This is a genomic window from Citrobacter sp. KH_055_1 (assembly GCF_057838705.1).
The window spans coordinates 3,157,043-3,183,403 of record NZ_CM174473.1; the positions used below are offsets into that span (position 1 = coordinate 3,157,043).

The following is a 26,361-nucleotide window of genomic DNA, read 5'->3' on the forward strand; positions in this document are numbered from 1 at the left end:
GTCACGCGATGGCATCTGTATAATCCCCCGATTACGAGCAATGTACAGTATAAGAAAATGGCAAAAATTGGTTTTATTTCACTAGGTTGTCCGAAAAACCTCGTTGATTCTGAGCGCATCCTGACTGAACTTCGTACCGAAGGTTATGACGTGGTGCCGAATTACGACGACGCGGATATGGTTATCGTTAACACCTGCGGCTTTATCGACAGCGCGGTACAAGAATCACTGGAAGTGATTGGCGAAGCGCTGAACGAGAACGGCAAGGTGATTGTCACCGGCTGTCTGGGCGCGAAAGTCGATCAGATCCGTGAAGTTCACCCGAAGGTGCTGGAAATCACCGGACCGCACAGTTACGAGCAGGTTCTGGAACACGTTCACCATTACGTGCCAAAACCAAAACATAACCCGTTCCAGAGCCTGGTTCCTGAGCAGGGCGTCAAGCTGACGCCGCGTCATTACGCCTATCTGAAGATCTCTGAAGGGTGCAATCACCGCTGCACGTTCTGCATCATTCCGTCGATGCGCGGCGATTTGGTCAGCCGTCCCATCGGCGAGGTACTCAGCGAAGCCAAGCGCCTGGTTGATGCGGGCGTCAAAGAGATTCTGGTTATCTCCCAGGATACCTCCGCTTACGGCGTGGATGTGAAGCACCGCACCGGCTTCCATAACGGTGAGCCAGTGAAAACCAGCATGGTTGATCTGTGCGAGCAGCTGTCGAAACTGGGTATCTGGACTCGTCTGCATTACGTCTATCCGTACCCGCACGTCGATGATGTCATCCCGCTGATGGCGGAAGGCAAAATCCTGCCGTATCTGGACATCCCGCTGCAGCATGCCAGCCCGCGTATTCTTAAGCTGATGAAGCGCCCAGGTTCGGTAGACCGCCAGTTAGCGCGTATTAAGCAGTGGCGTGAAATCTGCCCTGAACTGACCCTGCGTTCAACGTTTATCGTCGGCTTCCCGGGTGAAACCGAAGAAGACTTCCAGATGCTGCTCGATTTCCTGAAAGAAGCACGTCTGGATCGCGTCGGCTGCTTTAAATACAGCCCGGTAGAAGGTGCGGGGGCCAATGCGCTGCCGGATCAAATCCCGGAAGAGGTGAAAGAAGAACGCTGGAACCGCTTTATGCAATTGCAGCAGCAGATCTCTGCTGAACGCTTGCAGGAGAAAGTCGGCCGCGAAATTCTGGTCATCGTCGATGAAGTTGACGAAGAAGGCGCGATTGGTCGCAGCATGGCAGACGCCCCGGAAATCGACGGCGCGGTGTATATGAATGGCGAAACCAACGTGAAGCCTGGCGATATCATCCGCGTGAAAGTCGAAAACGCAGACGAATACGATCTGTGGGGCAGCCGCGTTTAACTCATCGTCACCCAACAGTAGGCCGGATAAGGCATTTACGCCGTCATCCGGCCTACTGTTTATCCTTTAATCTTCGGGTCCAGCGCGTCGCGCAGGCCATCACCCAATAAGTTAAACGCCAGCACCGTCAGGAATATTGCCACCGCCGGGAATATCGCCACGTGTGGAGCAATCACCATATCCGCCCGCGCTTCGTTGAGCATCGCGCCCCACTCCGGCGTCGGTGGCTGAGCACCCAATCCCAGGAACGACAAACTCGCGGCGGAGATGATCGACGTCCCGATGCGCATGGTAAAAAAGACCACGATCGACGAGACCGTCCCCGGCAAAATATGGTTGAAGATAATGGTCGTATCGCTGGCGCCAATGCTGCGCGCCGACTCAATAAATGTCTGCTGTTTGAGCACCAACGTATTCCCACGCACCAGTCGCGCAAAGGCTGGAATGGAGAAGATAGCGACGGCAATTATCACGTTAGCAATGCCGCTGCCGAGCACCGCCACCACCGCTATCGCCAGCAGAATACCCGGAAAAGCGAATAGCACATCGCAGATACGCATAATCAACCGATCCCACCAGCCTTCGTAATAACCTGCCAGCAGACCCAACACCGTACCTATGGCCGCGCCAATAAATACGGCAAACACCCCTGCCGCCAGCGAAATTTGCGCGCCAACCAGCACGCGGCTAAAAATATCCCGCCCCAGCGAATCGACGCCAAACCAGTGCAACATCGACGGCCCATCATTGAGGCGGTCATAGTCGAAGTAATTCTCGGCATCAAACGGCGTCAACCAACGGGCAAATATCGCCACCAGGATCAAGGCCAGCACGAATAACCCGGCGATCATCGCCACACGCTGGCGACGAAAACGCCGCCAGAACTCGTGCCACGGCGTGCGGATCTGTTCAGGCTTAACGAGCGGCATTGCATTTAAAATCGCCTGTCGGCGCCAGTTAAAAAATCGCATCCTTACTTGTACCTGATAGCCGGATTAATGGCGGCATAGAGCACATCCACCACTAAGTTAATAAGAATAAACTCCAGAGAAAATAACAGCACCTCGGCCTGAATCACCGGGTAGTCTCGCATTTCAACCGAGTCCACCAACAATCGTCCGAGCCCTGGCCAGTTAAAGACTTTCTCAACCACAATGGAGCCACCAAGCAAAAAGCCAAACTGCAGCCCCATCATCGTGACGACCGGGATCATCGCGTTACGCAAACCGTGTTTTAACACCACCCAGGTTTCACTCACCCCTTTTGCCCGCGCGGTGCGCATGTAATCTTCGCTGAGCACATCGACAAACGAGGCGCGGGTAAAACGCGCCAATACCGCTGCCACCGCCGCGCCCAGCGTGATAGAGGGCAGGATATAATGCTGCCAGGAATCCGCGCCCACGGTGGGTAACCAGCCGAGCTCCACGGAAAAAATCTGCATTAACAGCATGCCGAGGGCAAACGCCGGGAAGGAGATCCCAGTGACCGCAAGGGTCATACTCAACCTGTCCGGCCAGCGATTTCGCCATACGGCGGCGATGATCCCTGCCGTCATGCCAAACAAGACCGCCCACGTCATGCTGGCAATCGTCAACCAGAATGAAGGCATAAAGCGGCTGGCAATCTCTTCAGCAACCGGACGACGCGACACCATCGAGGTGCCAAAGTCACCTTGCAACACGTTCGTCATGTAATGCCAGAACTGAATATGCAGAGGCTGGTCCAGACCCAACTGCTGGCGCACCAGCTCAATCACCTCAGCGTCGGCCTCCGGTCCGGCAATCAACCGGGCCGGATCGCCAGGCAGCAAATGAACAAATAAAAACACCAGCACCGCGACGATAAGTAGCGTTGGAATCAACCCCAGCAGGCGCTTGAAAACATAATTAAGCATCAGACTCCCTTCGGCGGCCCCCGCTGTTCAGGGGCCGAATGAATAGCTTATTGCAAATCCGCATCATCAAAACTAAATCCGGTGTCCGGCATAATCCAGAATCCGGTCAACTTGGTACTGTGTGCAGAGATCAGTTTCTCCACCACCAGCGGGATCCACGGCGACTCTTTCCAGATGATATCCTGTGCATCTTTGTACAATCGCGCTTTTTCGCTCGGATCGTTCGTTTGCAGCGCCGCGGCTAAATCGCTGTCCACCTGCTTGTTACTGTAAAACGCCGTATTAAACAACGTTGGCGGCCAGTTTTGCGAAGCAAACAGCGGTGATAATGCCCAGTCAGCTTCGCCCGTCGACGCCGACCAGCCGGTGTAGAACATCCGTACCCCGCTCTCTTTCTGCGCCTTACCTTCAACTTCTGCCGCCCGCTGTCCGGCATCCATCGCCGTCACCTGCGCCTTCACGCCGACCTGCGCTAACTGCTGCTGGGTAAATTGCAGCACTTTCTGCGCGGTGCTGTGATTATGCGATGACCACAGCGTGGTGGTAAAGCCGTTGGGATACCCCGCCTCTTTCAGCAACTCACGGGCTTTCGCCGGATCGTAAGGCCACGGCGTATAGCTTTGCGCGTAGGCTATCGCGGGCGGCAGCACGCCGGTCGCCGGTGTGGCGTAACCGGCAAATGCCACTTTTACCAACGCCTGGCGGTTAATGGCATAGTTCAGCGCCTCACGCACCTTCGGATTATCAAACGGTTTTTGCGTCACGTTCATGCTGATATAACGCTGCATGATCGACGGACTGGCAACCAGTTCCAGGTTTTTGTTCTTCGCCAGTAATGCGGCCTGCTCGTAAGGGATCGGGAAGGCAAATTGTGCCTCGCCGGTCTGCAACATCGCCGCACGGGTGTTATTGTCGGTCACCGGACGCCAGGTAATCGTATCAAGCTTCGGCAGGCCCTGCTGCCAGTAACCAGCGAACTTTTTCACCTTCACAAAATCGGTCTGATTCCAGGTTTCAAGCTGATAAGGCCCGGTACCCACCGGATGGAAGCCGATATCTTTACCGTATTTCTTCAGCGCCGCCGGCGATATCATTGCCGTTGCCGGGTGCGCCAGGATATTAATAAACGCCGAGAACGGCTGTTTCAGCGTGATCTTCACCGTCGTCGCATCAACGGCCTCGGTGTTAGCGATATTTTTATACAGGTTATAGCGTTTAAGATGATTTTCCGGATTGCTGGCTCGCTCAAGGTTAGCTTTCACCGCCTCTGCATTGAAATCGGTGCCATCCTGAAACTTCACCCCCTGCCGCAGTTTGACGGTATAGGTTAAGCCGTCATCGGAAACGGTATAGCTTTCTGCCAGCACATTTTTCAGCTTCATCTCTTTATCAAGACCGAAAAGCCCCTGATAGAACGACTTCGCCACCGCCTGCGACAGCGTGTCATTCGCGTCATAGGGGTCGAGCGTAGTAAAATTAGATCCTACCGCCACCACCACGTCTTTAGCCGACCAGGCAGGGGACGCAGCCAGTGCAGAGGCAACCCCCAGCGCAACCAGCCATTTACGAGCAACAATTTGTCTCATGTTATTCTCCTGAACCCTGCCTGTTATAGACGCGAAAGCGCATTTTCCACCTGCGGACGCGCAACATAATGCCCTGGCCCCACTAACTGGAGTGACACCGGGGAAATCTCTTCTCCGCGTTTGCGGATATTGCTGGGGATATCATCCGACAGCAGCACCCGCTGCGGCCGCTGATGAGAGGGATCGGCAACCGGAACCGCCGCCATTAATTTGCGGGTATACGGATGCTGCGGATTTTCAAACACCGCCCGACGGGGACCAATCTCGACAATCTGCCCCAGGTACATCACCGCCACACGGTGGCTGATACGTTCGACCACCGCCATATCGTGAGAAATAAACAGGTAGGCGATGCCCATTTCCCGCTGGAGATCGAGCAACAAATTAATAATCTGCCCACGAATCGAGACATCCAGCGCCGAAACTGATTCATCGGCAATGATCACTTTTGGATTGAGCGCCAGCGCCCGGGCAATACAGATACGCTGACGTTGGCCACCGGAAAACTCGTGCGGATAGCGCCAGGCGTGTTCAGGGAGTAGCCCCACCCGCTCCAGCAGCCAGGCGACCCGTTTTGCCGCGGCGTCCCCTTGCAGTAGACCGTGCACCCGCAGCGGCTCGAGAATGGAATAGCCTACCGTCTGACGCGGGTCGAGCGACGCATAGGGATCCTGGAAAATAAACTGAATATCCCGACGGAGCGGCTGAAGCTTGCTGCTGGCCAGCGTGTCTATCCGCTGACCGTTAAAGGTGATCTCCCCGTGCTGAGACTCCACGAGTCGCAACAACGCCCGTCCGGTAGTAGATTTACCACAGCCGGACTCCCCGACCAGCGAGAGCGTTTCGCCTGGCCACAGATCAAAACTGACGTTTTCCACCGCATGCACCTCGCGGGTCACGCGATTGAGAATGCCGCTGCGCAGCGGGAAACGCGTCACCAGATTACGCACCTGCAGGATCGGCTCGCCCGCCACCACCGTGTCCTGTTCAGTCTGCGGTTCACGGTGGTCAGGGTCCTGCAGCGAAATCAACGGGAAACGGCGCGGCAGTTCATGTCCGCTCATGGCCCCGAGCTGCGGCACGGCAGCCAGCAGCGCTTTGGTATAGGGATGTTGCGGGGCGTGAAAAATCTGTTCCACGCTGCCCGTTTCTACAGCTTCACCCTGATACATCACCAGGACGCGGTCGGCAATATCGGCAACCACGCCCATATCGTGGGTGATAAAAATCACCCCCATGGCCATGTCCTGCTGTAATACTTTAATCAGCTGCAGGATCTGCGCCTGAATGGTGACATCCAGCGCGGTGGTCGGCTCATCGGCAATCAATACCGCCGGACGGCACGACAGCGCCATCGCAATCATGACCCGCTGGCGCATACCGCCAGAAAGCTGATGCGGAAAGCGCGATAAAATGGCCCTCGACTCCGGTATCCGCACCTGGTCGAGCATCCGTTTGGCCTCTTCCATCGCCGCCTCACGGCTAGCCCCCTGATGCAAACGAATCGACTCGGCTATCTGCTCGCCGACGGTGAACACCGGATTGAGCGACGTCATCGGCTCCTGGAAGATCATCGCGATATCCGCCCCGCGCACATGGCGCATCTGCGACGCGCTCTGTTCGCCCAGTTCAATCACCTGCCGGTTGCGTCGCCGAAGCAACATCTCATCGCAGCTCACCTCTCCGCCCGCCTGTTCAATCAGGCGCATCAGTGACAGCGCGGTGACCGACTTTCCTGAACCGGACTCGCCAACAATCGCCAGCGTTTCCCCACGCTTGAGGCGAAATGACAAATTGCGTACCGCACTGACCCGCTTCTGCTCCTGCGCAAACGCAATGTTCAGATTGCTAACCGCCAGTACATCGTTGGCGTCAAGCTCATCACTGTGTGGCAACGGTATCTCCTTTTTCCCGGTAAATACCGGTGGTTGGCGTATCGCCAGCGTATCCCCAGGCACGGTACATGCCTTCACTGTTAAACGGTAAGGCCACGTTACCTTCATGATCGACGGCAATAAGCCCGCCGCTACCGCCGAGCGCCGGTAATTTTTCCATGACTACGCGTTCGCAGGCCTCTGACAAGCTCAGCCCGCCATAATCCATCAGCGCGGCAATGTCATATGCTGCCAGCGCGCGTATAAACACTTCCCCGGTTCCGGTACACGAGACCGCCACGCTGGCATTATTGGCATAACAACCGGCACCTACTAACGGGCTATCCCCGACGCGCCCCGGCAGTTTGTTGGTCATGCCACCGGTCGAGGTCGCCGCCGCCAGATTACCGTACTTATCCAGCGCCACCGCGCCAACGGTGCCCATTTTGCTGCCCTCATCCAGCGGCGTACCGCCGTGATCGAGCACCGTTTCCCCCGCTGTACGTGCGGCCAGTAGCTGAGCATACCGCTCTGGCGTCGAGAAAATATCCGCACTCACGCGATCCATGCCCTGCGCATGGGCAAAATTCTCTGCCCCTTTGCCTATCATCATAACGTGCGGGCTTTTTTCCAGCACCAGACGGGCCGCGAGGATCGGGTTACGCAGGTGGCTGACGCCAGCGACGGCGCCTGCCTGCAGCGTATTTCCGTCCATCACGCAGGCATCCAGCTCATGGGTTTCATCACGGGTAAATACAGCGCCAATTCCGGCATTAAACAGAGGACACTCTTCCAGTAAGCGTACGGCTTCAGTCACCACATCCAGCGCGGTTTGGCCCGCCTCCAGCATTCGTTGCCCTACTTCAACGATATCTGACAATGCCTGTATATAACGCAATTCCTGCTCCTGACTCAGCTGCGCGCGGGTGATTGCGCCAGCGCCGCCGTGAATTGCAATGACTGCTTTGCCCATTTTTATCGTCCATTTAGGTGGCAGGAAACGTGGTTATAAATAGCAGAATTTCGGTGAGTTATTGATTCGATTTTCGAATATAGAAAGATGCAGACGTCATGTAAAGATAAAGGCCTGCACCTAAGACTGAGGTGGCATACTGTCTGCGTCTGTTTTCTGACATAATGATCGGATTCGATTTTGCCTCGCAGGAGTCTTCTCATGGAATTTACCGCCGGACTGATGCCGCTCGAAACGGCACTTTCACAAATGCTGTCGTCGATTACCCCACTCACCGCCGTTGAAACACTGCCGCTGGTGGAATGCTTTGGTCGCGTGCTGGCAACCGACGTCGTCTCACCGATTGATGTGCCGGGATTCGATAACTCGGCAATGGACGGTTACGCGGTGCGTTTAGCGGATTTGCAATCCGGTCTGCCGCTTGCTGTCGCAGGTAAAGCCTTTGCCGGTCAGCCTTTTCATGGGGAATGGCCTGCGGGAACCTGCATCCGCATTATGACCGGCGCACCGGTGCCCGCCGGCTGCGAAGCCGTGGTGATGCAGGAACAAACAGAACAAACTGATGATGGTATTCGTTTCACCGCAGAAGTTCGCGCCGGACAAAATATTCGTCTACGCGGAGAAGATATTGCTCACGGCGCGGTGGTGTTTGCCGCAGGGACGCGTCTGACAACCGCTGAGCTCCCTGTGCTAGCCTCGCTCGGCATTGCCGATGTGCAGGTTGTGCGTAAAGTGCGCGTGGCGCTATTTTCTACCGGTGATGAGCTACAGCTGCCAGGCCAACCGCTGGGTGACGGTCAGATTTATGACACCAACCGCCTGGCCGTACACCTGATGCTGCAACAGCTGGGCTGTGAGGTCATCAACTTAGGTATTATCCGCGACGATCCTCACGCCCTGCGCGCGGCGTTTATCGAAGCCGACAGTCAGGCCGATGTGGTGATAAGCTCCGGCGGTGTATCGGTCGGGGAAGCGGACTACACCAAAACCATTCTCGAAGAACTCGGCGAAATTGCCTTCTGGAAACTGGCGATTAAGCCGGGTAAACCGTTCGCGTTCGGTAAATTGAGCAACAGCTGGTTTTGTGGCCTGCCGGGCAACCCGGTCTCTGCGGCCCTCACCTTCTATCAGCTGGTGCAACCGCTGCTGGCAAAACTGAGCGGCAACACCGCCAGCGGATTACCCCCACGCCAGCGCGTACGGACCGCATCACGCCTGAAGAAAACGCCTGGCCGTCTGGATTTCCAGCGCGGCGTATTGCAGCGTACAGCTGATGGCGAACTGGAGGTCACTACCACCGGTCATCAGGGCTCGCATATTTTTAGCTCCTTTAGCCTTGGCAACTGCTTTATCGTTCTTGAACGCGATCGCGGCAACGTTGAAGCCGGAGAGTGGGTAGACGTCGAGCCATTTAACGCGCTGTTTGGAGGCCTGTAATGGCAGAACTCAGCGACCAGGAGATGCTGCGTTATAACCGGCAAATCATCCTGCGCGGCTTCGACTTTGACGGTCAGGAAGCGTTAAAAGAAGCGCGGGTGCTGGTCGTAGGACTCGGAGGACTTGGTTGCGCCGCAACCCAGTATCTGGCGGGCGCAGGCATCGGGCATTTAACCCTGCTCGACTTTGATACCGTGTCGGTTTCCAATCTTCAGCGCCAGACGTTGCATAGCGACGCGACCGTCGGGCAGCCAAAAGTGGAATCGGCACGCGATGCGCTGGCGCGTATTAATCCACATATCACCCTCACACCGGTGAATGCGCTGCTTGACGATGCTGCGATGCATGCGTTGGTTGTAGAGCATGACCTGGTGCTGGATTGCACCGATAACGTCGCCGTGCGCAATCAGCTGAACGCCGCCTGCTTTACGGCAAAAGTGCCACTGGTGTCCGGCGCGGCCATTCGTATGGAAGGACAAATCACCGTCTTTACGTATCAGGAAGGTGAAGCCTGCTACCGCTGTTTGAGCCGCCTGTTCGGTGAAAACGCCTTAACCTGCGTGGAGGCCGGTGTGATGTCACCGCTGATTGGCGTAATCGGGTCGCTGCAAGCGATGGAAGCCATCAAGTTACTGGCAAACTTCGGTAAACCGGCAAGCGGTAAAATCGTGATGTACGATGCGATGACCTGCCAGTTCCGGGAGATGAAGCTGATGCGCAACCCGGGGTGTGAGGTTTGTAGTCGGTAAAAAAGTCGGGTGGCAGCTTCGCCTTACCCGACCTACAACGGCTCGAACGTAGGCCGGGTAAGCGTTAGCGCCACCCGGCAACAGCATCAGATCGACGTACGTCCAAATGCGCTCTGCCAGTCGTGCGCAAATTTCGCCATGGCGGCATCCACGGCCGGGGAGCTAATTAGCTGCTGCGCCACATCCAGCGGCAGCGTAATGGCTTCACAGCCAGCTAACAGGCAGTCCAGCGCCTGACGCGGGGTTTTAAAACTGGCAGCCAGTACTTTGGCGTGCGGCGCGTGCATTTTCAGTAAGTTCTGTAAATCAACCACCGTCTGAATACCATCCCCGCCCTGCGCATCCACGCGGTTAACATACGGCGCAATGTATTCGGCCCCTGCCAGCGCAGCTAACAGCCCCTGTGCTGCACTGTAAACCGCGGTGCCCAGCGTTGGGATCCCCTCTTTCTTCAGCAGCTTAATCGCCGCCAGCCCTTCTGCGGTCACCGGTACCTTCACCACGATATCGGGAATCATTGCCCGCAGTTTATGCGCGTCGCTGACCATGCCCTCAGCGGTCGTTGCCATCACCTGAGCAAACAAACGCCCCTGCCCGCCAGTCGCGTCATGCAATTCCGGGAGTAATACCTCCAGCGCCTTTTTACCTGCCGCCACAATACTCGGGTTTGTGGTGACACCTGCCAGCGGAAAAATACGCGCCAGGGTTTTCACCGCATCCACATCAGACGTATCTAAATAGAGTTCCATAACCGTTCCTCAAAACTGATCGTTAGCATGAATCAACGGTAGCACGACGAAACCGCGCGGTTAGTTGACTCACGTCAATATAACTTTCATTCGAAAGTAATTTAATCTTTATACGAAAGAAGAGAGGCCGCTTATGATTTTCAATATCCAGCGCTATTCCACCCACGATGGTCCCGGTATCCGCACGGTAGTCTTCCTTAAGGGATGCTCTCTGGGTTGTCGCTGGTGCCAGAACCCAGAGAGTCGTGCCCGTACGCAGGATCTGCTGTATGACGCGCGTCTGTGTCTGGAGGGCTGTGACCTGTGTGTTCAGGCTGCGCCTGATGTCATTCAGCGCGCCCTCAACGGCCTGCTTATTCATCGTGAAAAATTGACCGATAAGTCGCTCTCCGCACTGACCCACTGCTGCCCGACCCAGGCGCTTACCGTCTGTGGTGAAGTAAAAAGCGTAGAAGAGATAATGTCCACCGTGCTGCGCGATAAACCCTTCTACGATCGCAGCGGTGGTGGGGTAACGCTCTCCGGCGGTGAGCCATTTATGCAGCCGGAGCTGGCTGCGGCGTTGTTCAAAGCCAGCCATGAGGCGGGTATTCATACTGCAGTCGAAACCTGCCTGCACGTACCGTGGAAGTACATTGAACCTTCATTAGCGTACATCGATCTGTTTCTTGCCGATTTAAAACACATCGCCGATGTGCCGTTTAAGCAGTGGACTGACGGCAACGCCGCTCGCGTGCTGGAGAATCTGAAAAAACTGGCCGCTGCCGGAAAAAAAATGATTATTCGCGTGCCGCTGATTCAGGGCTTCAATGCCAACGAAGAAGCCATTAAAGCCATTACCGATTTTGCCGCCGATGAACTTCACGTCGGTGAGATTCATTTTTTGCCCTACCACACCTTGGGCATCAACAAATACCACTTACTCAGCCAACCCTACAACGCCCCGGACAAACCGCTGGATGCGCCTGCACTGCTCGAATTTGCCCAGCAGTATGCCAGCCATAAAGGTTTAACCGCGACCCTACGAGGATAACCGCCATGACCACACTGAAACTGGATACACTCAGCGACCGCATTAACGCACACAAAACAGCCCTGATCCACATTGTGAAGCCGCCGGTGTGTACCGAGCGCGCCCAGCACTATACCGAGATGTATCAACAGCATCTGGACAAACCGATCCCGGTACGCCGCGCGCTGGCGCTGGCGCATCATCTGGCGGAACGGACTATCTGGATCAAACATGACGAGTTGATTATCGGTAATCAGGCAAGCGAAGTCCGCGCCGCACCAATATTCCCGGAATACACCGTATCGTGGATTGAAAAAGAGATCGACGATTTGGCCGACCGGCCAGGAGCTGGCTTTGCGGTCAGCGAAGAGAACAAGCGCGTACTGCATGAAATCTGCCCGTGGTGGCGCGGTCAGACCGTACAGGATCGCTGCTACGGCATGTTTACCGACGAACAAAAAGGCCTGCTGGAAACCGGCATCATCAAAGCCGAAGGCAACATGACTTCCGGCGATGCGCACCTGGCGGTGAACTTCCCGCTACTGCTGGAAAAAGGCCTTGATGGTCTGCGTCATAAAGTCGACGAGCGTCGCTCGCGCATTAACCTGACCTGCCTGGACGATCTCCATGGCGATCAGTTCCTGAAAGCCATTGATATCGTACTGGATGCCGTCAGCCTGCATATCGAACGTTTCGCCAGCCTGGCACGTAAAATGGCAGCAACTGAAACCCGTGAAAGTCGTCGCGATGAGCTGCTGGCAATGGCAGAAAACTGCGATGTCATCGCCCACGAACCGCCAAAAACCTTCTGGCAGGCACTGCAACTGTGCTATTTCATCCAGCTTATCCTGCAAATCGAATCGAACGGTCACTCGGTGTCGTTTGGCCGCATGGACCAGTATCTCTACCCGTTCTATCGTCGCGACGTGGAGCTGAACCAGACGCTGGACCGCGAGCACGCCATTGAGCTGCTGCACAGCTGCTGGTTGAAGCTGCTGGAAGTGAACAAAATCCGCTCCGGCTCCCACTCGAAGGCATCCGCGGGCAGCCCGCTGTATCAAAACGTCACTATCGGTGGTCAGAATCTGGTCAACGGCCAGCCAATGGACGCGGTCAATCCGCTCTCCTATGCCATTCTGGAATCCTGCGGTCGTCTGCGTTCAACCCAGCCGAATCTCAGCGTGCGTTATCACGCCGGGATGAGTAACGATTTCCTTGATGCCTGCGTGCAGGTCATTCGCTGCGGCTTTGGCATGCCGGCGTTTAACAACGATGAAATTGTTATCCCGGAATTCATTAAGCTGGGTATTGAGCCGCAGGATGCCTACGACTACGCAGCCATTGGCTGCATCGAAACCGCCGTGGGCGGGAAATGGGGTTACCGCTGCACCGGCATGAGCTTTATTAACTTTGCCCGTGTGATGCTGGCCGCGCTGGAAGGTGGTCGCGATGCCACCAGCGGTAAGGTGTTCCTGCCGCAGGAAAAGGCGCTCTCTGCGGGTAACTTCCACAACTTCGACGAGGTGATGACCGCCTGGGATACGCAGATCCGCTACTACACGCGTAAATCCATCGAGATTGAGTATGTGGTTGATACCATGCTGGAAGAAAACGTCCACGACATCCTGTGCTCTGCGCTGGTGGATGATTGCATTGAGCGGGCGAAGAGCATTAAACAGGGCGGCGCAAAATATGACTGGGTATCCGGTTTGCAGGTCGGGATTGCTAACCTTGGCAACAGTCTGGCTGCCGTGAAAAAGCTGGTCTTCGATCAGGGTGTTATCGGTCAGCAGCAGCTGGCGGCAGCCCTGGCAGATGACTTTGCAGGCCTCACGCATGAACAATTACGCCAGCGTCTGATCAACGGCGCACCGAAGTACGGTAACGATGATGACAGCGTCGACACCCTGCTGGCCCGCGCTTACCAGACCTATATTGACGAACTGAAGCAATATCATAATCCGCGTTACGGTCGCGGTCCGATCGGCGGTAACTATTACGCCGGAACCTCCTCCATCTCGGCAAACGTACCGTTTGGCGCGGCAACAATGGCAACGCCGGATGGCCGTAAAGCGCATACCCCACTGGCAGAAGGCGCCAGCCCGGCCTCCGGTACCGACCATCTCGGCCCAACGGCGGTGATTGGCTCAGTGGGCAAGTTGCCGACCGGCGCGATCCTCGGCGGGGTGCTGTTAAACCAGAAGCTGAATCCGGCTACACTGGAAAATGAGTCCGATAAGCAGAAGTTAATGATCCTGCTGCGTACCTTCTTTGAAGAGCACAAAGGCTGGCATATTCAGTACAACATCGTCTCTCGTGAAACGCTGCTGGAAGCGAAAAAACACCCAGATCAGTACCGTGACCTGGTGGTGCGTGTAGCTGGCTACTCCGCCTTCTTCACTGCCCTGTCTCCGGATGCACAGGACGATATCATCGCCCGAACAGAGCATATGCTGTAATTTCCCGTAGGCCGGATAAGACGTTTTCGCGTCGCCATCCGGCAGCGATACCGCTTCAATGCCGGATGGCGCTGACGCTTATCCGGCCTACAACTGTGCTGTAATAGACGACGGGGAAACTTTCATTCGAAATTAAATTTGTGCTACAGGTCACATTGTTATTAGAATGTTTCTGGTTGCAGTGAAAGCCAGGAGCATATATGACCATCAACGTTATCGTCACCGACATGGACGGCACTTTTCTCGACGATGCCAAGCAGTACGATCGCCAGCGATTTATGGCGCAGTATCAGCAATTGAAAAAACGAGATATTGAATTTGTCGTGGCCAGCGGCAACCAGTATTACCAGTTGATCTCCTTTTTCCCTGAACTCAAAGACGAAATCTCTTTTGTCGCAGAGAACGGCGCGCTGGTGTATGAACACGGCAAACAACTTTTTCATGGTGAACTTACCCGCCACGAATCCCGTATTGTCATCGGCGAGTTATTGAAGGATAAGCAGCTGAATTTTGTCGCCTGCGGACTGCAAAGCGCCTACATCAGCGAAAATGCCCCGGAGGCGTTTGTGGCGCTGATGTCAAAACACTACCATCGCCTGAAACCGGTTAAGGACTTTCAGGACATCGATGATGTGCTGTTCAAGTTCTCACTGAATTTACCTGATGGGCAAATCCCGTTGGTTATTGACCATTTGCATACAGCCCTCGACGGTATCATGAAGCCGGTGACCAGCGGGTTTGGCTTTATCGATCTGATAATCCCAGGTTTACATAAAGCCAACGGTATCAGCCGCCTGCTTAAACGCTGGAACCTGTCACCGCAGAATGTAGTTGCCATTGGTGATAGCGGCAACGATGCGGAAATGCTGAAAATGGCACACTATTCCTTTGCCATGGCTAATGCCGCCGACAGCATTAAAGCAATTGCCCGCTACCAGACCGATGACAACAATCATCAGGGCGCACTGAACGTGATTCAGGCCGTACTCGACAACACCTCACCGTTTAACGGCTGACATAAACCCGGAGTCCGTACTCCGGGTTTTACATCCCCATCAGAAATCCTCCAGCTCAGCGCGAGCGTGGGCAGAAACAATGTATTGCCCGATAAGCGTCAGCAGCGCTTGCGCATCCAGCTTAACCTTTCCATTTTCCTGCTGGAGTAACACATCGCCGGCCACCACGATTGCAACCGCATGTTTTCGCGGGTTAAAGCGAATAACCTGCATAAACCGTTTGGTGGTGAGATTCGGTTGATAATCATCGTCCATGAAGAATTCAATCGTCATCGAGCTGGAAATAATCGTCAGGTTATAGTCGGCAATATTTTTTAGCGGTAGCGGCTGAGGCAACCACGGGCTGGCGATCGCGTCCTGCGTCAGCACCAGCAGCGGCTGTCGCGTTCGTCGTAAGGTGATAATGCCCAACAGCCCAAAGGTAATTCCGCCGAAAGGAATCAACACGCACCAAGGGCTGACCGTTTTGAACAGCAGCAAAGCCCCACCGCCCAACAGCATTACCAGGCCCGCAATTATCATATACCATGCCACTTTCGCACTCACCCACAGCGCCACCGAGCCTGTTACCAGCCCGGCTTCGGCTTCAAGTGTCTGGCGATAGACCTTACGTTGCGCGGTGATTTTTGTCGACAGGGTGCGTGAAAGCGATAGGCTCAACACATCCGCATCGGCGAATAGACCACCGAAAAAAGCGTTATCACCTGCGGCAACCGGGCGTAAAGCCCGCGCCAGAAGTTCACTATCGAGCGGTACTGTCAGTGCCGCAATACGTTCACGCGTCGTCGGATGGCTATCCATTGGATGCGCTATTTCATTATCGAGACTGTTCTGCAGCGCAAACGGTCCGATTTTCTGTAACGCGACAAGCAGATCGACAAGCCAGTTGGTGCTGGTCACACGCCCATGCAAAAGCTCCCCCAGAAATCGGGAAACCGGAACATCCAGCACCGATATCCGCAGTAACGCCGACGCGAACGCCGCTGGAGATGAGACTTTTGCACCCATATTATCCGCCGCATATTCACGGATCCTGGCCCAGTCACTGACCGCTTCATGGAAGGTCTGCAAAAACCATAGCCCCATATCCAGCGACGGGCGCAGTACGATGCGGTCAAGCCATGAAAACCCCTGTGAGCTGTTCGCCATCTGTTCAAGACTGTTTTGCATCCCGGCATACAGAGGAACAAAACGCAGGCTGTATTGCGTATCCTCGCCGGTAAAATGTCCCAGCTCATGGCCAATCACCGCTGCCGCTTCCGCGTCATCCAGCAATGCCATATAGGTTAGCGGCAAGTAGAGCGTATTCCCCGTGAGTCGTTTGCCCTCTTCAATTTGTACGGTATTGGCGGTGACAAAGAAGCCGTCAAAAAATCCGACCACGATATTGTCAGGCACCGTCAACTCTGCACGCCGGGTGACGTCACGTATCCATTGCCAGAGCGCCGGGTTATTCGCGACGGTGACATTCACCCCGTAAATCTCAGTATCGTCAGGTTGAAAGAGAGCGAAACAGCGTCTGATGGAAGTCAGACTTTTTAATAGCATCCAGAGGATCGCGCCGACGGCGACCAGGATTACCGCCGCCAATTTGAACCCACCCGCCCCGCCAAAATGCGACATCAGCCAGGTAACTTCCGATAACGCCAGACAAATCACCGCCAGTCCGCAGGTCATAATTTCAGCGGCCATCATAAAAGGCAACAGGCGACGGCAACGCGTAAATGTGCGAATCAAGATGCTTTGGGAATGGCGCGAAGCGCGGGCGCTGGTTGTACATAGCCCCACTGCCGCCCCCACAACAAGCAAAGCCGTACCGCCAAGCGCTATCGCCAACATCGCTAGCGTCTGTCGGAGCAGCCCCTCAGCATCGCCTTCGAGAACATCGGCTACCCGCCAGTACTGCCATAGCGCATAACTAAGAATGCAGACTGGAACGGTGAAGAGATGAAGCGTGCCTTTTCTTTCCATTGAAAAATATCCTTTCATCAACCGGCACCGCCCTCTTAGTGCTGGCCTTTAGCGGGCAAAATCTCCCAGAGCAAAGAAGTATAGATAGTCCCACTTGTTACCGGTTAACGTTTTTATCCACCAGCCCCCATTTTATCGATAGGTCAGCCCAACGCTCACTTACCCATCCGCGCGCCTTACTGATTTTTAAACTTGCATTAACTTACTTTTAACTTATATTATCATTTGCAAGTTAAATTAGTTTCGAATGAAAGCTTATGCGAGGTGGTTATGGCTCTTACTTTTACCAGCGACACGTTGCCTGCCGATCACAAAGCGGCAATCCGTCAGATGAAGCGGGAACTGCGGGCGCAGCTTGGCGACGTCCAGCAGATCTTCAGCCAGCTTAGCGAGACCATTGCCACCCGCGTGGCGGAGATCAACGCGCTTAAAGCACAGAGTGACGCTGTCTGGCCGGTACTGCCATACGCCGATATTCAGGCGGGCACCGTCACCGCTGTGCAGCGAGAACAGATTAAACGTCGTGGATGTGCGGTCATTAAGGGTCATTTCCCCCGCGAGCAGGCGCTGGGTTGGGATCGCTCAATGCTCGATTATCTCGACCGCAACCGCTTTGACGAGGTCTACAAAGGACCGGGGGACAATTTTTTCGGCACCCTGAGTGCATCGCGTCCTGAAATCTTTCCGATCTACTGGTCACAGGCACAAATGCAGGCCCGCCAGAGTGAAGAGATGGCTAACGCACAGTCGTTTCTTAATCGCCTGTGGACTTTTGAAAGCGAAGGTAAGCAGTGGTTTAACCCGGACGTCAGCGTGATCTATCCTGACCGTATTCGTCGCCGCCCGCCGGGAACCACCTCCAAAGGGCTCGGCGCACATACAGATTCCGGCGCACTGGAGCGCTGGTTGCTTCCGGCATATCAGCGCGTTTTTGCTTCTGTTTTTAACGGTAATCTGGCCGATTACGATCCGTGGCAGGCGGCGCATCGCACTGACGTCGAAGAGTATACGGTCGATAACACCACCAAATGTTCGGTGTTTCGCACCTTCCAGGGCTGGACAGCGCTTTCCGATATGTTACCGGGCCAGGGGTTGCTACATGTGGTTCCCATTCCTGAAGCGATGGCTTATGTGCTGTTACGCCCACTGCTGGATGATGTTCCGGAAGATGAACTGTGCGGCGTCGCGCCAGGAAGAGTGCTGCCGGTTTCAGCGCAATGGCATCCCTTACTCATCGAGGCGTTAACCAGCATTCCGCAACTGGAAGCCGGCGATTCCGTATGGTGGCATTGTGATGTGATCCACGCCGTTGCGCCGGTGGTGAACCAACAAGGCTGGGGCAACGTGATGTATATTCCCGCCGCACCAATGTGCGAAAAAAATCTCGCCTATGCCCACAAGGTGAAGGCCGCGCTGGAGAAAGGTGCCTCGCCGGGGGATTTCCCGCGTGAAGACTATGAAACAAACTGGGAAGGACGCTTTACGCTGGAGGATTTGAATATCCACGGTAAGCGCGCGCTGGGGATGGAATAATCCTTCCCCTTTCAACGCCTTTAAAACAGTCCGGTTTTCTTCATTACGTGATAAAAACCGGATATTTTTTTATTCTACTGATACTGCAACCAGTTTCCATTTATCATTTTCTTTGAGCATAGTAACGTTAATCTCGCCGGATTCTCCATTTTTAAACACAACGCTTCCAGACAAAGAACCAACATCATTTTCTACGTTGAAACTATCAAAACTGTATTCGCTAATATCATCAAAATGAATAGACTCGGTTACAAGCTTAAAATCCTCACTGTCCATTTGTCTTTGCAGAGAAGAAGAGCTTGCCTGATAAGCCTGAACATATTGTCCATCACGGAGCAAGTCTATCTCTGATCGCGCAGCATCCTTCAATTCACCCATCGAAGAAAAGAGGAAAGTACCCAAGCCAATAAAAATAATCAGTGCGGCAATCACCGCTCCCGCAATAACAAATTTTCTTTTTTTCTTGTCTGCTAACAGACCACGAACCTGCCATCCCGCATCACGAGCCATATCAAAAATAGGGTCCGTAATTTCCGTTGATGCAAATTTATAGCTGTCAATTTTACCGAAGCTACCGTCTTCTTTTTTACCCCAGGATCCCCCAGCAGAAAACTCAAGACGTTTCCCGATTTGGACAGATTTGCTCAATCTGAACCCACCCAAATCTGCATCCCACTCAACATCGGTAGTTTTTTCCCGATAGCTAATCTGATTTTTACTTTCATTGAAAAACAGTCTTAGCTCATATTGTTTTTGCAATCCGTATTGACTGAAATAATCTTTCCACTCAGCATCTACGATATTCCAGGATGCAACGATATCATCGCCATCTTCACATAAAATGAAAGGATGCTCGTTGTTGTTGTTTAAACTCAGTAATTTTAATTTAAGATTGGCTAAAGAAAGCGGTTCCATCTGACTCATTTCCTTACCTTGTGTAGGTAGTTATGGAAAGTATCTTAGCCACAATTGTGGCTAAGATTAATCAGCAGAACTTTTTTTCAGAAAAGTGCGGGGATGGAATTATAAGTAAGTGACCGGGGTGAACAGGTGCAGCCAACACACCTGTAACACGAAAGACGACGGAATAATTATTCGACGCCTTTGCTACGCAGATAGTCTTCGTAGTTACCGGTGAAGTCGATTACGCGTTCCGGCGTAATCTCAATCACGCGGGTGGCCAGCGAGCTGACGAATTCGCGGTCGTGAGAAACAAAGATCAGCGTGCCCTGATACATTTCCAGCGCCATGTTCAGCGATTCGATAGATTCCATATCCAGGTGGTTGGTAGGTTCATCCATCACCAGAATATTCGGTTTCTGCATCATCAGCTTACCAAACAGCATGCGCCCTTTTTCACCACCGGACAGCACTTTAGCAGGCTTTTTGATATCGTCTTGGCTGAACAGCAGACGGCCAAGGAAGCTGCGAACAACCTGCTCGTCATCGCCTTCTTGTTTCCACTGGCTCATCCATTCGAAAACGGTCATATCGTTTTCGAACTCATATTCGTGATCCTGCGCGTAGTAGCCGATTTGCGCATTCTCAGACCACTTAACGGTACCATTATCCGGCGCCATGTCGCCGACCAGCACTTTCAGCATGGTCGATTTACCCACGCCATTAGCCCCGATGATGGCAACCTTCTCGCCCACTTCCAACAGCAGATTGAAGTTTTTAAACAGCGGGCCGTTATCAAAACCTTTGGTCAGTGCTTCGACTTCCAGCGCGTTACGGAACAGTTTCTTATCCTGTTCGAAACGGATGAACGGGTTCTGACGGCTGGATGCTTTCACTTCGTCGAGCTTGATTTTATCAATCTGACGCGCACGAGAAGTCGCCTGACGAGATTTCGAGGCGTTGGCGCTAAAGCGGCTGACGAAGGATTGCAGATCGGCAATTTGCGCTTTTTTCTTGGCGTTATCGGCCAACAGACGCTCACGTGCCTGGGTTGCTGCCGTCATGTATTCATCATAGTTACCCGGATAAACACGCAGCTCACCGTAGTCCAGATCCGCCATATGCGTACAGACCATGTTCAGGAAGTGACGGTCGTGCGAAATGATGATCATGGTGCTGTCACGCTCGTTCAGCGTCTGCTCCAGCCAACGAATGGTATCAATGTCCAGGTTGTTGGTCGGTTCATCGAGCAGCAGGATGTCCGGGTTAGAGAACAGCGCCTGCGCCAGCAGCACACGCAGCTTCCAGCCTGGTGCCACTTCGCTCATCGGACCGTAATGTTGTTCTACCGGAATACCGACGCCCAGCAGCAGTTCACCGGCGCGGGACTCCGCCGAATAGCCGTCCATCTCGCCGTATTTAACTTCAAGATCGGCAACTTTGTAGCCGTCTTCTTCGCTCATTTCCGGCAGCGCATAGATACGGTCACGTTCCTGTTTCACTTCCCACAGTTCAGCGTGACCCATAATAACGGTGTCCAGAACGGTGAACTCTTCAAAAGCGAACTGATCCTGACGCAGCTTACCAATGCGTTCGTTCGGATCGAGGGAAACGTTACCCAGCGTCGGTTCGAGGTCGCCGCCGAGAATTTTCATAAAAGTGGATTTACCGCTACCGTTGGCGCCAATCAGGCCGTAACGGTTGCCGCCGCCAAATTTGACGGAAATATTTTCAAACAGCGGCTTACTGCCGAACTGCATGGTGACGTTGCTGGAAACTAACACTGGCGTATCCTGAAAGAAGAAATATGTGACGAACCGCTTATTATGCCATAAGTCTGGAATAAGATCGCGCCTCTCGTGCGTGAGGGTTAAAGTGAAAGCAAAGGGAAAAAAATGTGATTTAGTACACATCCGAATTCCTTGTTGCTCCGAATGCACATATAATGCGTGCCCAACACTACATAAATCTCAACCCACTAGCCTGCTTGGCTTCAGAATCTCGCAAAAATGAATATGAAATTGACAACGCTTTTCGCGGCGGCGCTCGCAGTAGTTGGTTTTTGTAACACTGCCTCAGCCGTCACGTACCCGCTGCCTACCGATGGTAGCCGTTTGATTGGCCAGAACCAGGTCATCACCATTCCTGAAGGCAACACCCAACCGCTGGAGTACTATGCGGCTGAATACCAGATGGGTCTGTCCAACATGCTGGAAGCCAACCCGGGCGTGGATACCTTCCTGCCGAAGGGCGGCACCGTGCTGAACATTCCTCAGCAGCTGATCCTGCCGGATACCGTGCATGAAGGTATTGTTATCAACAGCGCTGAAATGCGTCTGTACTACTACCCGAAAGGCACCAACACCGTGATCGTTTTACCGATTGGTATCGGCCAGTTAGGTAAAGACACGCCGGTTAACTGGACCACCAAAGTTGAACGTAAGAAAGCCGGTCCGACCTGGACGCCAACCGCCAAGATGCACGCAGAATACCGCGCTGCGGGCGAACCGCTGCCAGCCGTTGTTCCGGCCGGTCCGGATAACCCGATGGGTCTGTACGCACTGTATATCGGTCGCCTGTATGCCATCCACGGGACCAACGCGAACTTCGGTGTTGGCTTACGCGTCAGCCACGGCTGCGTGCGTCTGCGTAATGAAGATATCAAGTTCCTGTTTGAAAACGTTCCAGTCGGCACGCGCGTCCAGTTTATCGATGAACCGGTAAAAGCGACGACCGAGCCAGACGGCAGTCGCTACATTGAGGTGCATAACCCACTGTCTACTACCGAAGAACAGTTCGAAGGCGGGGAAATCGTACCGATTACGTTGACCAAGAGCATTAAGAGCATCACCGCTCAGCCGGATGTCGACCAAGCCGTCGTTGAGCAGGCAGTCCAGAACCGTTCTGGTATGCCGGTTCGTCTGAACTAAGCATCAAAAAATGCCGGATGCCGGCTGTCGCCTTATCGGGCCTACAGATTAAGTAGGCCCGATAAGCGCTAGCGCCATCCGGCATAATCCTCACATCATCTGCAGCAAACCATATCCCACCAGCGCCGCCCAGATCAGCATCGGCACAGAATACCAATGAAAACGCCACCAGATACGTCGATCGTTTGCCATACGTAAGGCAATAAGGTTCGCCAGCGATCCCGGTAACAGTCCAAAACCACCAATATTGACCGCCCAAGCCAGCAATACCGTTGGCGGGACGTAGTTCAGCAGCAAAATAGTGCTGGGCACATTACTGATAAATTGCGACAGGCCGATTGCCGTCAACCATAGACCGGGTTGCGAAAGCGTACCAACGTGGCCCGAAATGCCCCCGAGTACAGGTAACTGTGTCAACAGATGCACATCGATAAACATCGCCATAAACACCAGCAGCAGCGTCCAGTCCACACTTAAGATCACACGGCGAGCCAGCACCATAAAGCCCGCAGCGACAATCCCTAGCCCCCAAAGCTCAAGCTTGAGTTCCAGCGCCGTTAAAAAGACCAGATACAATGCCAGGCAACTCCACACCAGTCGGGGTTGCCAGTCAGGTGCAGACGTGCCGGTATGATAGTGCAACGTTTTACGCGGAAAACTAAACCAGCACAGCGCCACCAGCGTTAGCATCATCGCACCGGCGAGCGGCGCCATTTGCCAGGTAAACGCGGTAAATGACAGCCCGGATCGCCCCCACATCAGGATGTTCTGCGGATTACCGATCGGCGTCAGCAGCGATCCAGCGTTGACCGCCAGTGCCTCAAAAATAATCAGACGATTCACCGGGATCGCGCACAGTTTTTTCAGGGTGATGGTGAGCGGAACCACAATAAACAGGGCAACATCGTTAGTCAGAAACGTCGACAGTAACGCCGCCGCCAGCACCATAAATATCGCCAGCTGACGTTCTGTTTTAAAGCGGCGGGTCATCTTGCGGCCTAGCACATCAAAATAACCGCTTAGCTCCACACCTTTGGTCAGAAGCATCAGCCCTGCGAGCGTAATAATCGTGTGCCAGTCAATGGCCCCCGGCCAGTTCCGGGGCGCAAACGGCGCGAACAGACTCAGTACACACCCGGTAATAATGAGTAGCTGGAAAAAACGATCGCGCTGCAATGCGCGTAATAAAGGAAAACTCATTCAGAGTCGGTGCCTTGCTGTTGGGTAAACCGGCTAAACGCCTCCAGCGTTTCCTTGCTCACGTGGTGTTCCATCCCTTCCGCATCGCGGCGGGCGATTTCCGGGCTGATGCCTAACATTAGCAAGAAATTTTCGACGATCTGATGACGCTCGCGACTCTCCTGCGCCAACTTCTCGCCTTCTGCGGTTAAGAACACCCCACGCCATGGGATCATTTCAATCAACCCCACAGAAGCAAGACGCTTGAGCATCTTAGCAACGGTGGGCTGGGAAACGCCAAGCCGGGCGGCCATATCCACCTGACGCGCTTCTCCCACCTCAATAATGAGATCGGAAATCAGCTCCACGTAATCATCGATCAGTTCACGTCGGTGTGCCTCCCTGACCTGACGAAACCCTTCAACATGTTCCTCAACATTCACCAATTGCGTCACTTTTTTTGTTGTTGGCATACCTGCGCGACGACTCATTCTGCTTCCTCGTTCCTGTGACGCGTTAACAGCATCTGATTAGAGAGCGGCCATTGTAAACCAGAGTTGCTTGGGCACAAAAATTTAACGTTTTAGCAATAGCTATATAATATAGCCTGTGCTATATCTGTATATAATAAAGACATCCCTCAAGGACTGATGGGAATGTGAAGTCAGGAGGTTCATATGAATGAATTCAAGAGGTGTATGCGCGTGTTTAGTCACTCTCCCTTTAAAGTACGGTTAATGCTGATCGCGATGCTGTGCGACATGATCAACGGCAAACCGGAGCAGGATAAACCTTCCGGAAAATAATGCGGCGTCGCGGTACGCCGCTTCTTTTTCCTGCCGTCTCCTCGATACGGTGGTCAGTTTTTCTCCCAATAACCCTTCTTTTTGTCCGTTTTGCCATCCCCTTCGCAAAACATTTTCTTTGTAGTAGTTGACCTTCTCCCGTACACACTCTATCTTTTCGCAGCCCTGCGTATATTGCGGCTCGCAGATGCGGACCTCATCCCTCTTCTCGCTCTCTCAGGCAGGCAATGACCCTTTGCGCCAGGGTAAGCACATGGCGTTTTTGCAACAGTGGCATATGAATTTAACCCTCAAAGATTCGCTTATTGCTCGTAGCCGGGTGCTAAGCCCGTGGACTGGCTTTTATTTCTTACAGTCTCTGCTGATCAACCTCGCACTGGGCTATCCGCTTAGCCTGCTTTATAGCGTCGCCTTTACCTGCATACTGCTGCTGTTGTGGCAATATGCACCGCGCACGCAAAAAACGCTGATCGGCATTTGTTCACTGATTGCAGCAATGTATTTTCCATTTGGTCAGGCTTACGGCTCGCCCAACTTCAATACCCTGCTGGCGCTGCACTCGACCAACATGGAAGAGTCCACCGAAATCCTGACCATCTTCCCTTGGTACAACTACCTGGTTGGCGTGTTTATCTTTGCCCTCGGCGTGCTCGCTGTACGGCGTAAAAAAGTCGCGACGCAACGCCGCTGGAATAAATTCGACAGTCTGTGTTTGCTGGTCAGCATCGTGGCGTTTTTTGTGACGCCGGTGCAAAACCTCGCCTGGGGCGGCGTCTTCAAACTAAAAGATACCGGCTATCCGGTGTTTCGCTTTGCCAAGGACGTTATCGTCAATAATTACGAGGTTCTTGATGAACAAGACCGCATGGCGAAGCTGGCGAGCGTTAAAGACACCTGGACTGTGACGGCGGTGAAACCTAAGTACCACACCTATGTCGTGGTGATTGGTGAAAGCGCCCGTCGTGATGCGCTAGGCGCGTTTGGCGGCCACTGGGACAACACACCGTTTGCCAGCAGCGTTAACGGCTATATTTTTGCAGATTACATCGCGGCCAGCGGATCAACGCAGAAATCACTTGGCTTAACGCTGAATCGGGTGGTCGATGATAAGCCGCAGTTCCAGGATAACTTTGTCACCCTCGCCAACCGCGCCGGATTCCAGACGTGGTGGTTCTCTAACCAGGGACAGATCGGTGAATACGATACGGCAATCGCCAGTATCGCCAAACGCGCTGACGAAGTTCATTTCCTGAAAAACGGTGACTTCGAAGCCGATAAGAACACCCGCGATGAAGCGCTGTTGAAGATGACTGCTCAGGTGTTAGAAACGGAGCGAACTCAACCCCAGCTCATCGTGCTGCACTTGATGGGTTCGCATCCGCAGGCCTGCGATCGTACCCAGGGAAAATACGAGACCTTCGTTCAGTCGAGAGAGACATCGTGTTATCTGTACACCATGAAGCAGACCGACGACCTGCTGCGCCAGCTCTACGATCAGCTGCGTAACAGCGGCGACAGCTTCTCGATGGTTTACTTCTCCGATCATGGGCTCGCCTTTAAAGAACGCGGTAAAGAAGTGCAGTATTTGGCACACGACGATCAGTTCCAGCAGAATTTCCAGGTGCCGTTTATGGTGATATCCAGCGACGATAAAGCACACCGAGTGATTAAAGCCCGTCGTTCCGCGAATGACTTCCTGAGCTTTTTCTCGCAGTGGACCGGGATCAGCGCGAAAGAAATTACCAACCGCTACCGCTTTATCTCGGAGAAAAAAGCCGGACCGGTGTATATCACCAACTTTAAATTACAGAAGGTGGACTACAACCATCTTGGTACCGATATCTTCGAGACCAAATCACGCTAACCGTGCAAATCACAGACAAAAAAAATCCGCCCCTAGAGGCGGATTTTTCATATCACCGAAGTGA

The 26,361-nt window shown here is 53.7% G+C and carries 21 protein-coding genes; 10 read left to right on the forward strand and 11 right to left on the reverse strand.

Annotated features, from left to right (window positions below; all coding sequences use genetic code 11):
• Positions 1-57 precede the first annotated feature (57 nt).
• Positions 58-1,365: a 30S ribosomal protein S12 methylthiotransferase RimO gene (gene rimO, locus AC3ITF_RS14980; RefSeq protein ID WP_115258973.1), complete on the forward strand. Its 1,308-nt coding sequence runs from the start codon at positions 58-60 to the stop codon at positions 1,363-1,365.
• A 59-nt stretch (positions 1,366-1,424) separates the two neighbouring features.
• Here rimO and gsiD read toward each other — a convergent pair whose 3' ends face one another.
• From gsiD to iaaA, 5 genes are read right to left on the reverse strand one after another with little or no spacing between them, the layout of a single operon-like run.
• Positions 1,425-2,336, reverse strand: coding sequence for a glutathione ABC transporter permease GsiD (gsiD, locus tag AC3ITF_RS14985; protein ID WP_096757731.1), 912 nt, complete (start codon positions 2,334-2,336; stop codon positions 1,425-1,427).
• Between the two features lie 2 nt (positions 2,337-2,338).
• Positions 2,339-3,259 (reverse strand): glutathione ABC transporter permease GsiC, encoded by a 921-nt coding sequence (gene gsiC, locus AC3ITF_RS14990; protein WP_096757732.1) that lies wholly within the window; start codon positions 3,257-3,259, stop codon positions 2,339-2,341.
• Between the two features lie 47 nt (positions 3,260-3,306).
• Positions 3,307-4,845 (reverse strand): glutathione ABC transporter substrate-binding protein GsiB, encoded by a 1,539-nt coding sequence (gsiB, locus tag AC3ITF_RS14995; RefSeq protein ID WP_096757733.1) that lies wholly within the window; start codon positions 4,843-4,845, stop codon positions 3,307-3,309.
• Positions 4,846-4,868: 23 nt separating this feature from the next.
• Positions 4,869-6,740 (reverse strand): glutathione ABC transporter ATP-binding protein GsiA, encoded by a 1,872-nt coding sequence (gene gsiA / locus AC3ITF_RS15000; protein WP_115258974.1) that lies wholly within the window; start codon positions 6,738-6,740, stop codon positions 4,869-4,871.
• Entirely contained in the window at positions 6,727-7,692 is a 966-nt protein-coding gene (iaaA, locus tag AC3ITF_RS15005) for a beta-aspartyl-peptidase (RefSeq protein ID WP_489175803.1), read from the reverse strand. The genes gsiA and iaaA overlap by 14 nt, the downstream gene beginning before the upstream one ends.
• 201 nt (positions 7,693-7,893) lie before the next feature.
• Between iaaA and moeA the strand changes: the two genes are divergently transcribed.
• Both moeA and moeB read left to right on the forward strand, forming a co-directional pair.
• Positions 7,894-9,129 carry a molybdopterin molybdotransferase MoeA gene (gene moeA, locus AC3ITF_RS15010; protein ID WP_137400341.1) on the forward strand — a complete coding sequence of 412 codons (1,236 nt, stop codon included), beginning with the start codon at positions 7,894-7,896 and terminating at the stop codon, positions 9,127-9,129.
• Complete coding sequence (moeB, locus tag AC3ITF_RS15015) at positions 9,129-9,878, forward strand: molybdopterin-synthase adenylyltransferase MoeB (protein WP_096757738.1); 750 nt, start codon at positions 9,129-9,131, stop codon at positions 9,876-9,878. The genes moeA and moeB overlap by 1 nt, the downstream gene beginning before the upstream one ends.
• 86 nt (positions 9,879-9,964) lie before the next feature.
• On the opposite strand, the gene fsa is transcribed toward moeB, so the two are convergent.
• Positions 9,965-10,627 (reverse strand): fructose-6-phosphate aldolase, encoded by a 663-nt coding sequence (gene fsa, locus AC3ITF_RS15020; RefSeq protein WP_096757739.1) that lies wholly within the window; start codon positions 10,625-10,627, stop codon positions 9,965-9,967.
• A gap of 133 nt (positions 10,628-10,760) precedes the next feature.
• Between fsa and AC3ITF_RS15025 the strand changes: the two genes are divergently transcribed.
• From AC3ITF_RS15025 to AC3ITF_RS15035, 3 genes are all read left to right on the forward strand, one after another.
• Positions 10,761-11,660, forward strand: coding sequence for a glycyl-radical enzyme activating protein (locus tag AC3ITF_RS15025; RefSeq protein ID WP_182270123.1), 900 nt, complete (start codon positions 10,761-10,763; stop codon positions 11,658-11,660).
• Positions 11,661-11,665: 5 nt separating this feature from the next.
• The gene (locus AC3ITF_RS15030; RefSeq protein ID WP_115258980.1) at positions 11,666-14,098 is read left to right on the forward strand and encodes a formate C-acetyltransferase/glycerol dehydratase family glycyl radical enzyme; all 2,433 of its coding nucleotides are present in this window, start codon (positions 11,666-11,668) and stop codon (positions 14,096-14,098) included.
• Positions 14,099-14,298: 200 nt separating this feature from the next.
• Complete coding sequence (locus AC3ITF_RS15035) at positions 14,299-15,114, forward strand: Cof-type HAD-IIB family hydrolase (protein WP_117341682.1); 816 nt, start codon at positions 14,299-14,301, stop codon at positions 15,112-15,114.
• Positions 15,115-15,153: 39 nt separating this feature from the next.
• Here the strand turns inward: AC3ITF_RS15035 and AC3ITF_RS15040 are convergent, their stop codons facing one another.
• Positions 15,154-17,085, reverse strand: a complete 1,932-nt coding sequence (locus AC3ITF_RS15040) for a M48 family metalloprotease (RefSeq protein WP_489175804.1) — start codon at positions 17,083-17,085, stop codon at positions 15,154-15,156.
• A 270-nt stretch (positions 17,086-17,355) separates the two neighbouring features.
• Between AC3ITF_RS15040 and AC3ITF_RS15045 the strand changes: the two genes are divergently transcribed.
• Positions 17,356-18,618, forward strand: a complete 1,263-nt coding sequence (locus AC3ITF_RS15045) for a DUF1479 domain-containing protein (RefSeq protein WP_489175805.1) — start codon at positions 17,356-17,358, stop codon at positions 18,616-18,618.
• A 69-nt stretch (positions 18,619-18,687) separates the two neighbouring features.
• Here the strand turns inward: AC3ITF_RS15045 and AC3ITF_RS15050 are convergent, their stop codons facing one another.
• Together AC3ITF_RS15050 and AC3ITF_RS15055 are read right to left on the reverse strand one after the other, a co-directional pair.
• Positions 18,688-19,542 carry a hypothetical protein gene (locus tag AC3ITF_RS15050; RefSeq protein WP_246864796.1) on the reverse strand — a complete coding sequence of 285 codons (855 nt, stop codon included), beginning with the start codon at positions 19,540-19,542 and terminating at the stop codon, positions 18,688-18,690.
• Between the two features lie 167 nt (positions 19,543-19,709).
• Positions 19,710-21,302, reverse strand: a complete 1,593-nt coding sequence (locus AC3ITF_RS15055; protein WP_135912347.1) for an ABC-F family ATPase — start codon at positions 21,300-21,302, stop codon at positions 19,710-19,712.
• A 225-nt stretch (positions 21,303-21,527) separates the two neighbouring features.
• Between AC3ITF_RS15055 and ldtB the strand changes: the two genes are divergently transcribed.
• Positions 21,528-22,448 carry a L,D-transpeptidase gene (gene ldtB / locus AC3ITF_RS15060; RefSeq protein WP_115258985.1) on the forward strand — a complete coding sequence of 307 codons (921 nt, stop codon included), beginning with the start codon at positions 21,528-21,530 and terminating at the stop codon, positions 22,446-22,448.
• 90 nt (positions 22,449-22,538) lie between these two features.
• On the opposite strand, the gene AC3ITF_RS15065 is transcribed toward ldtB, so the two are convergent.
• Both AC3ITF_RS15065 and mntR read right to left on the reverse strand, forming a co-directional pair.
• Positions 22,539-23,648: an anion transporter gene (locus tag AC3ITF_RS15065; protein ID WP_181517388.1), complete on the reverse strand. Its 1,110-nt coding sequence runs from the start codon at positions 23,646-23,648 to the stop codon at positions 22,539-22,541.
• A complete protein-coding gene (mntR, locus tag AC3ITF_RS15070; RefSeq protein WP_096757747.1) occupies positions 23,645-24,118 on the reverse strand; it encodes a manganese-binding transcriptional regulator MntR in 474 nt (157 codons plus the stop codon). The genes AC3ITF_RS15065 and mntR overlap by 4 nt, the downstream gene beginning before the upstream one ends.
• A 186-nt stretch (positions 24,119-24,304) precedes the next feature.
• Here mntR and mntS point away from each other — a divergent pair, with 186 nt between their 5' ends.
• Positions 24,305-24,433, forward strand: a complete 129-nt coding sequence (gene mntS, locus AC3ITF_RS15075; protein ID WP_096757748.1) for a manganase accumulation protein MntS — start codon at positions 24,305-24,307, stop codon at positions 24,431-24,433.
• A 277-nt stretch (positions 24,434-24,710) separates the two neighbouring features.
• Positions 24,711-26,297, forward strand: coding sequence for a phosphoethanolamine transferase (locus AC3ITF_RS15080; RefSeq protein WP_115258987.1), 1,587 nt, complete (start codon positions 24,711-24,713; stop codon positions 26,295-26,297).
• The last annotated feature ends 64 nt before the right edge of the window (positions 26,298-26,361 follow it).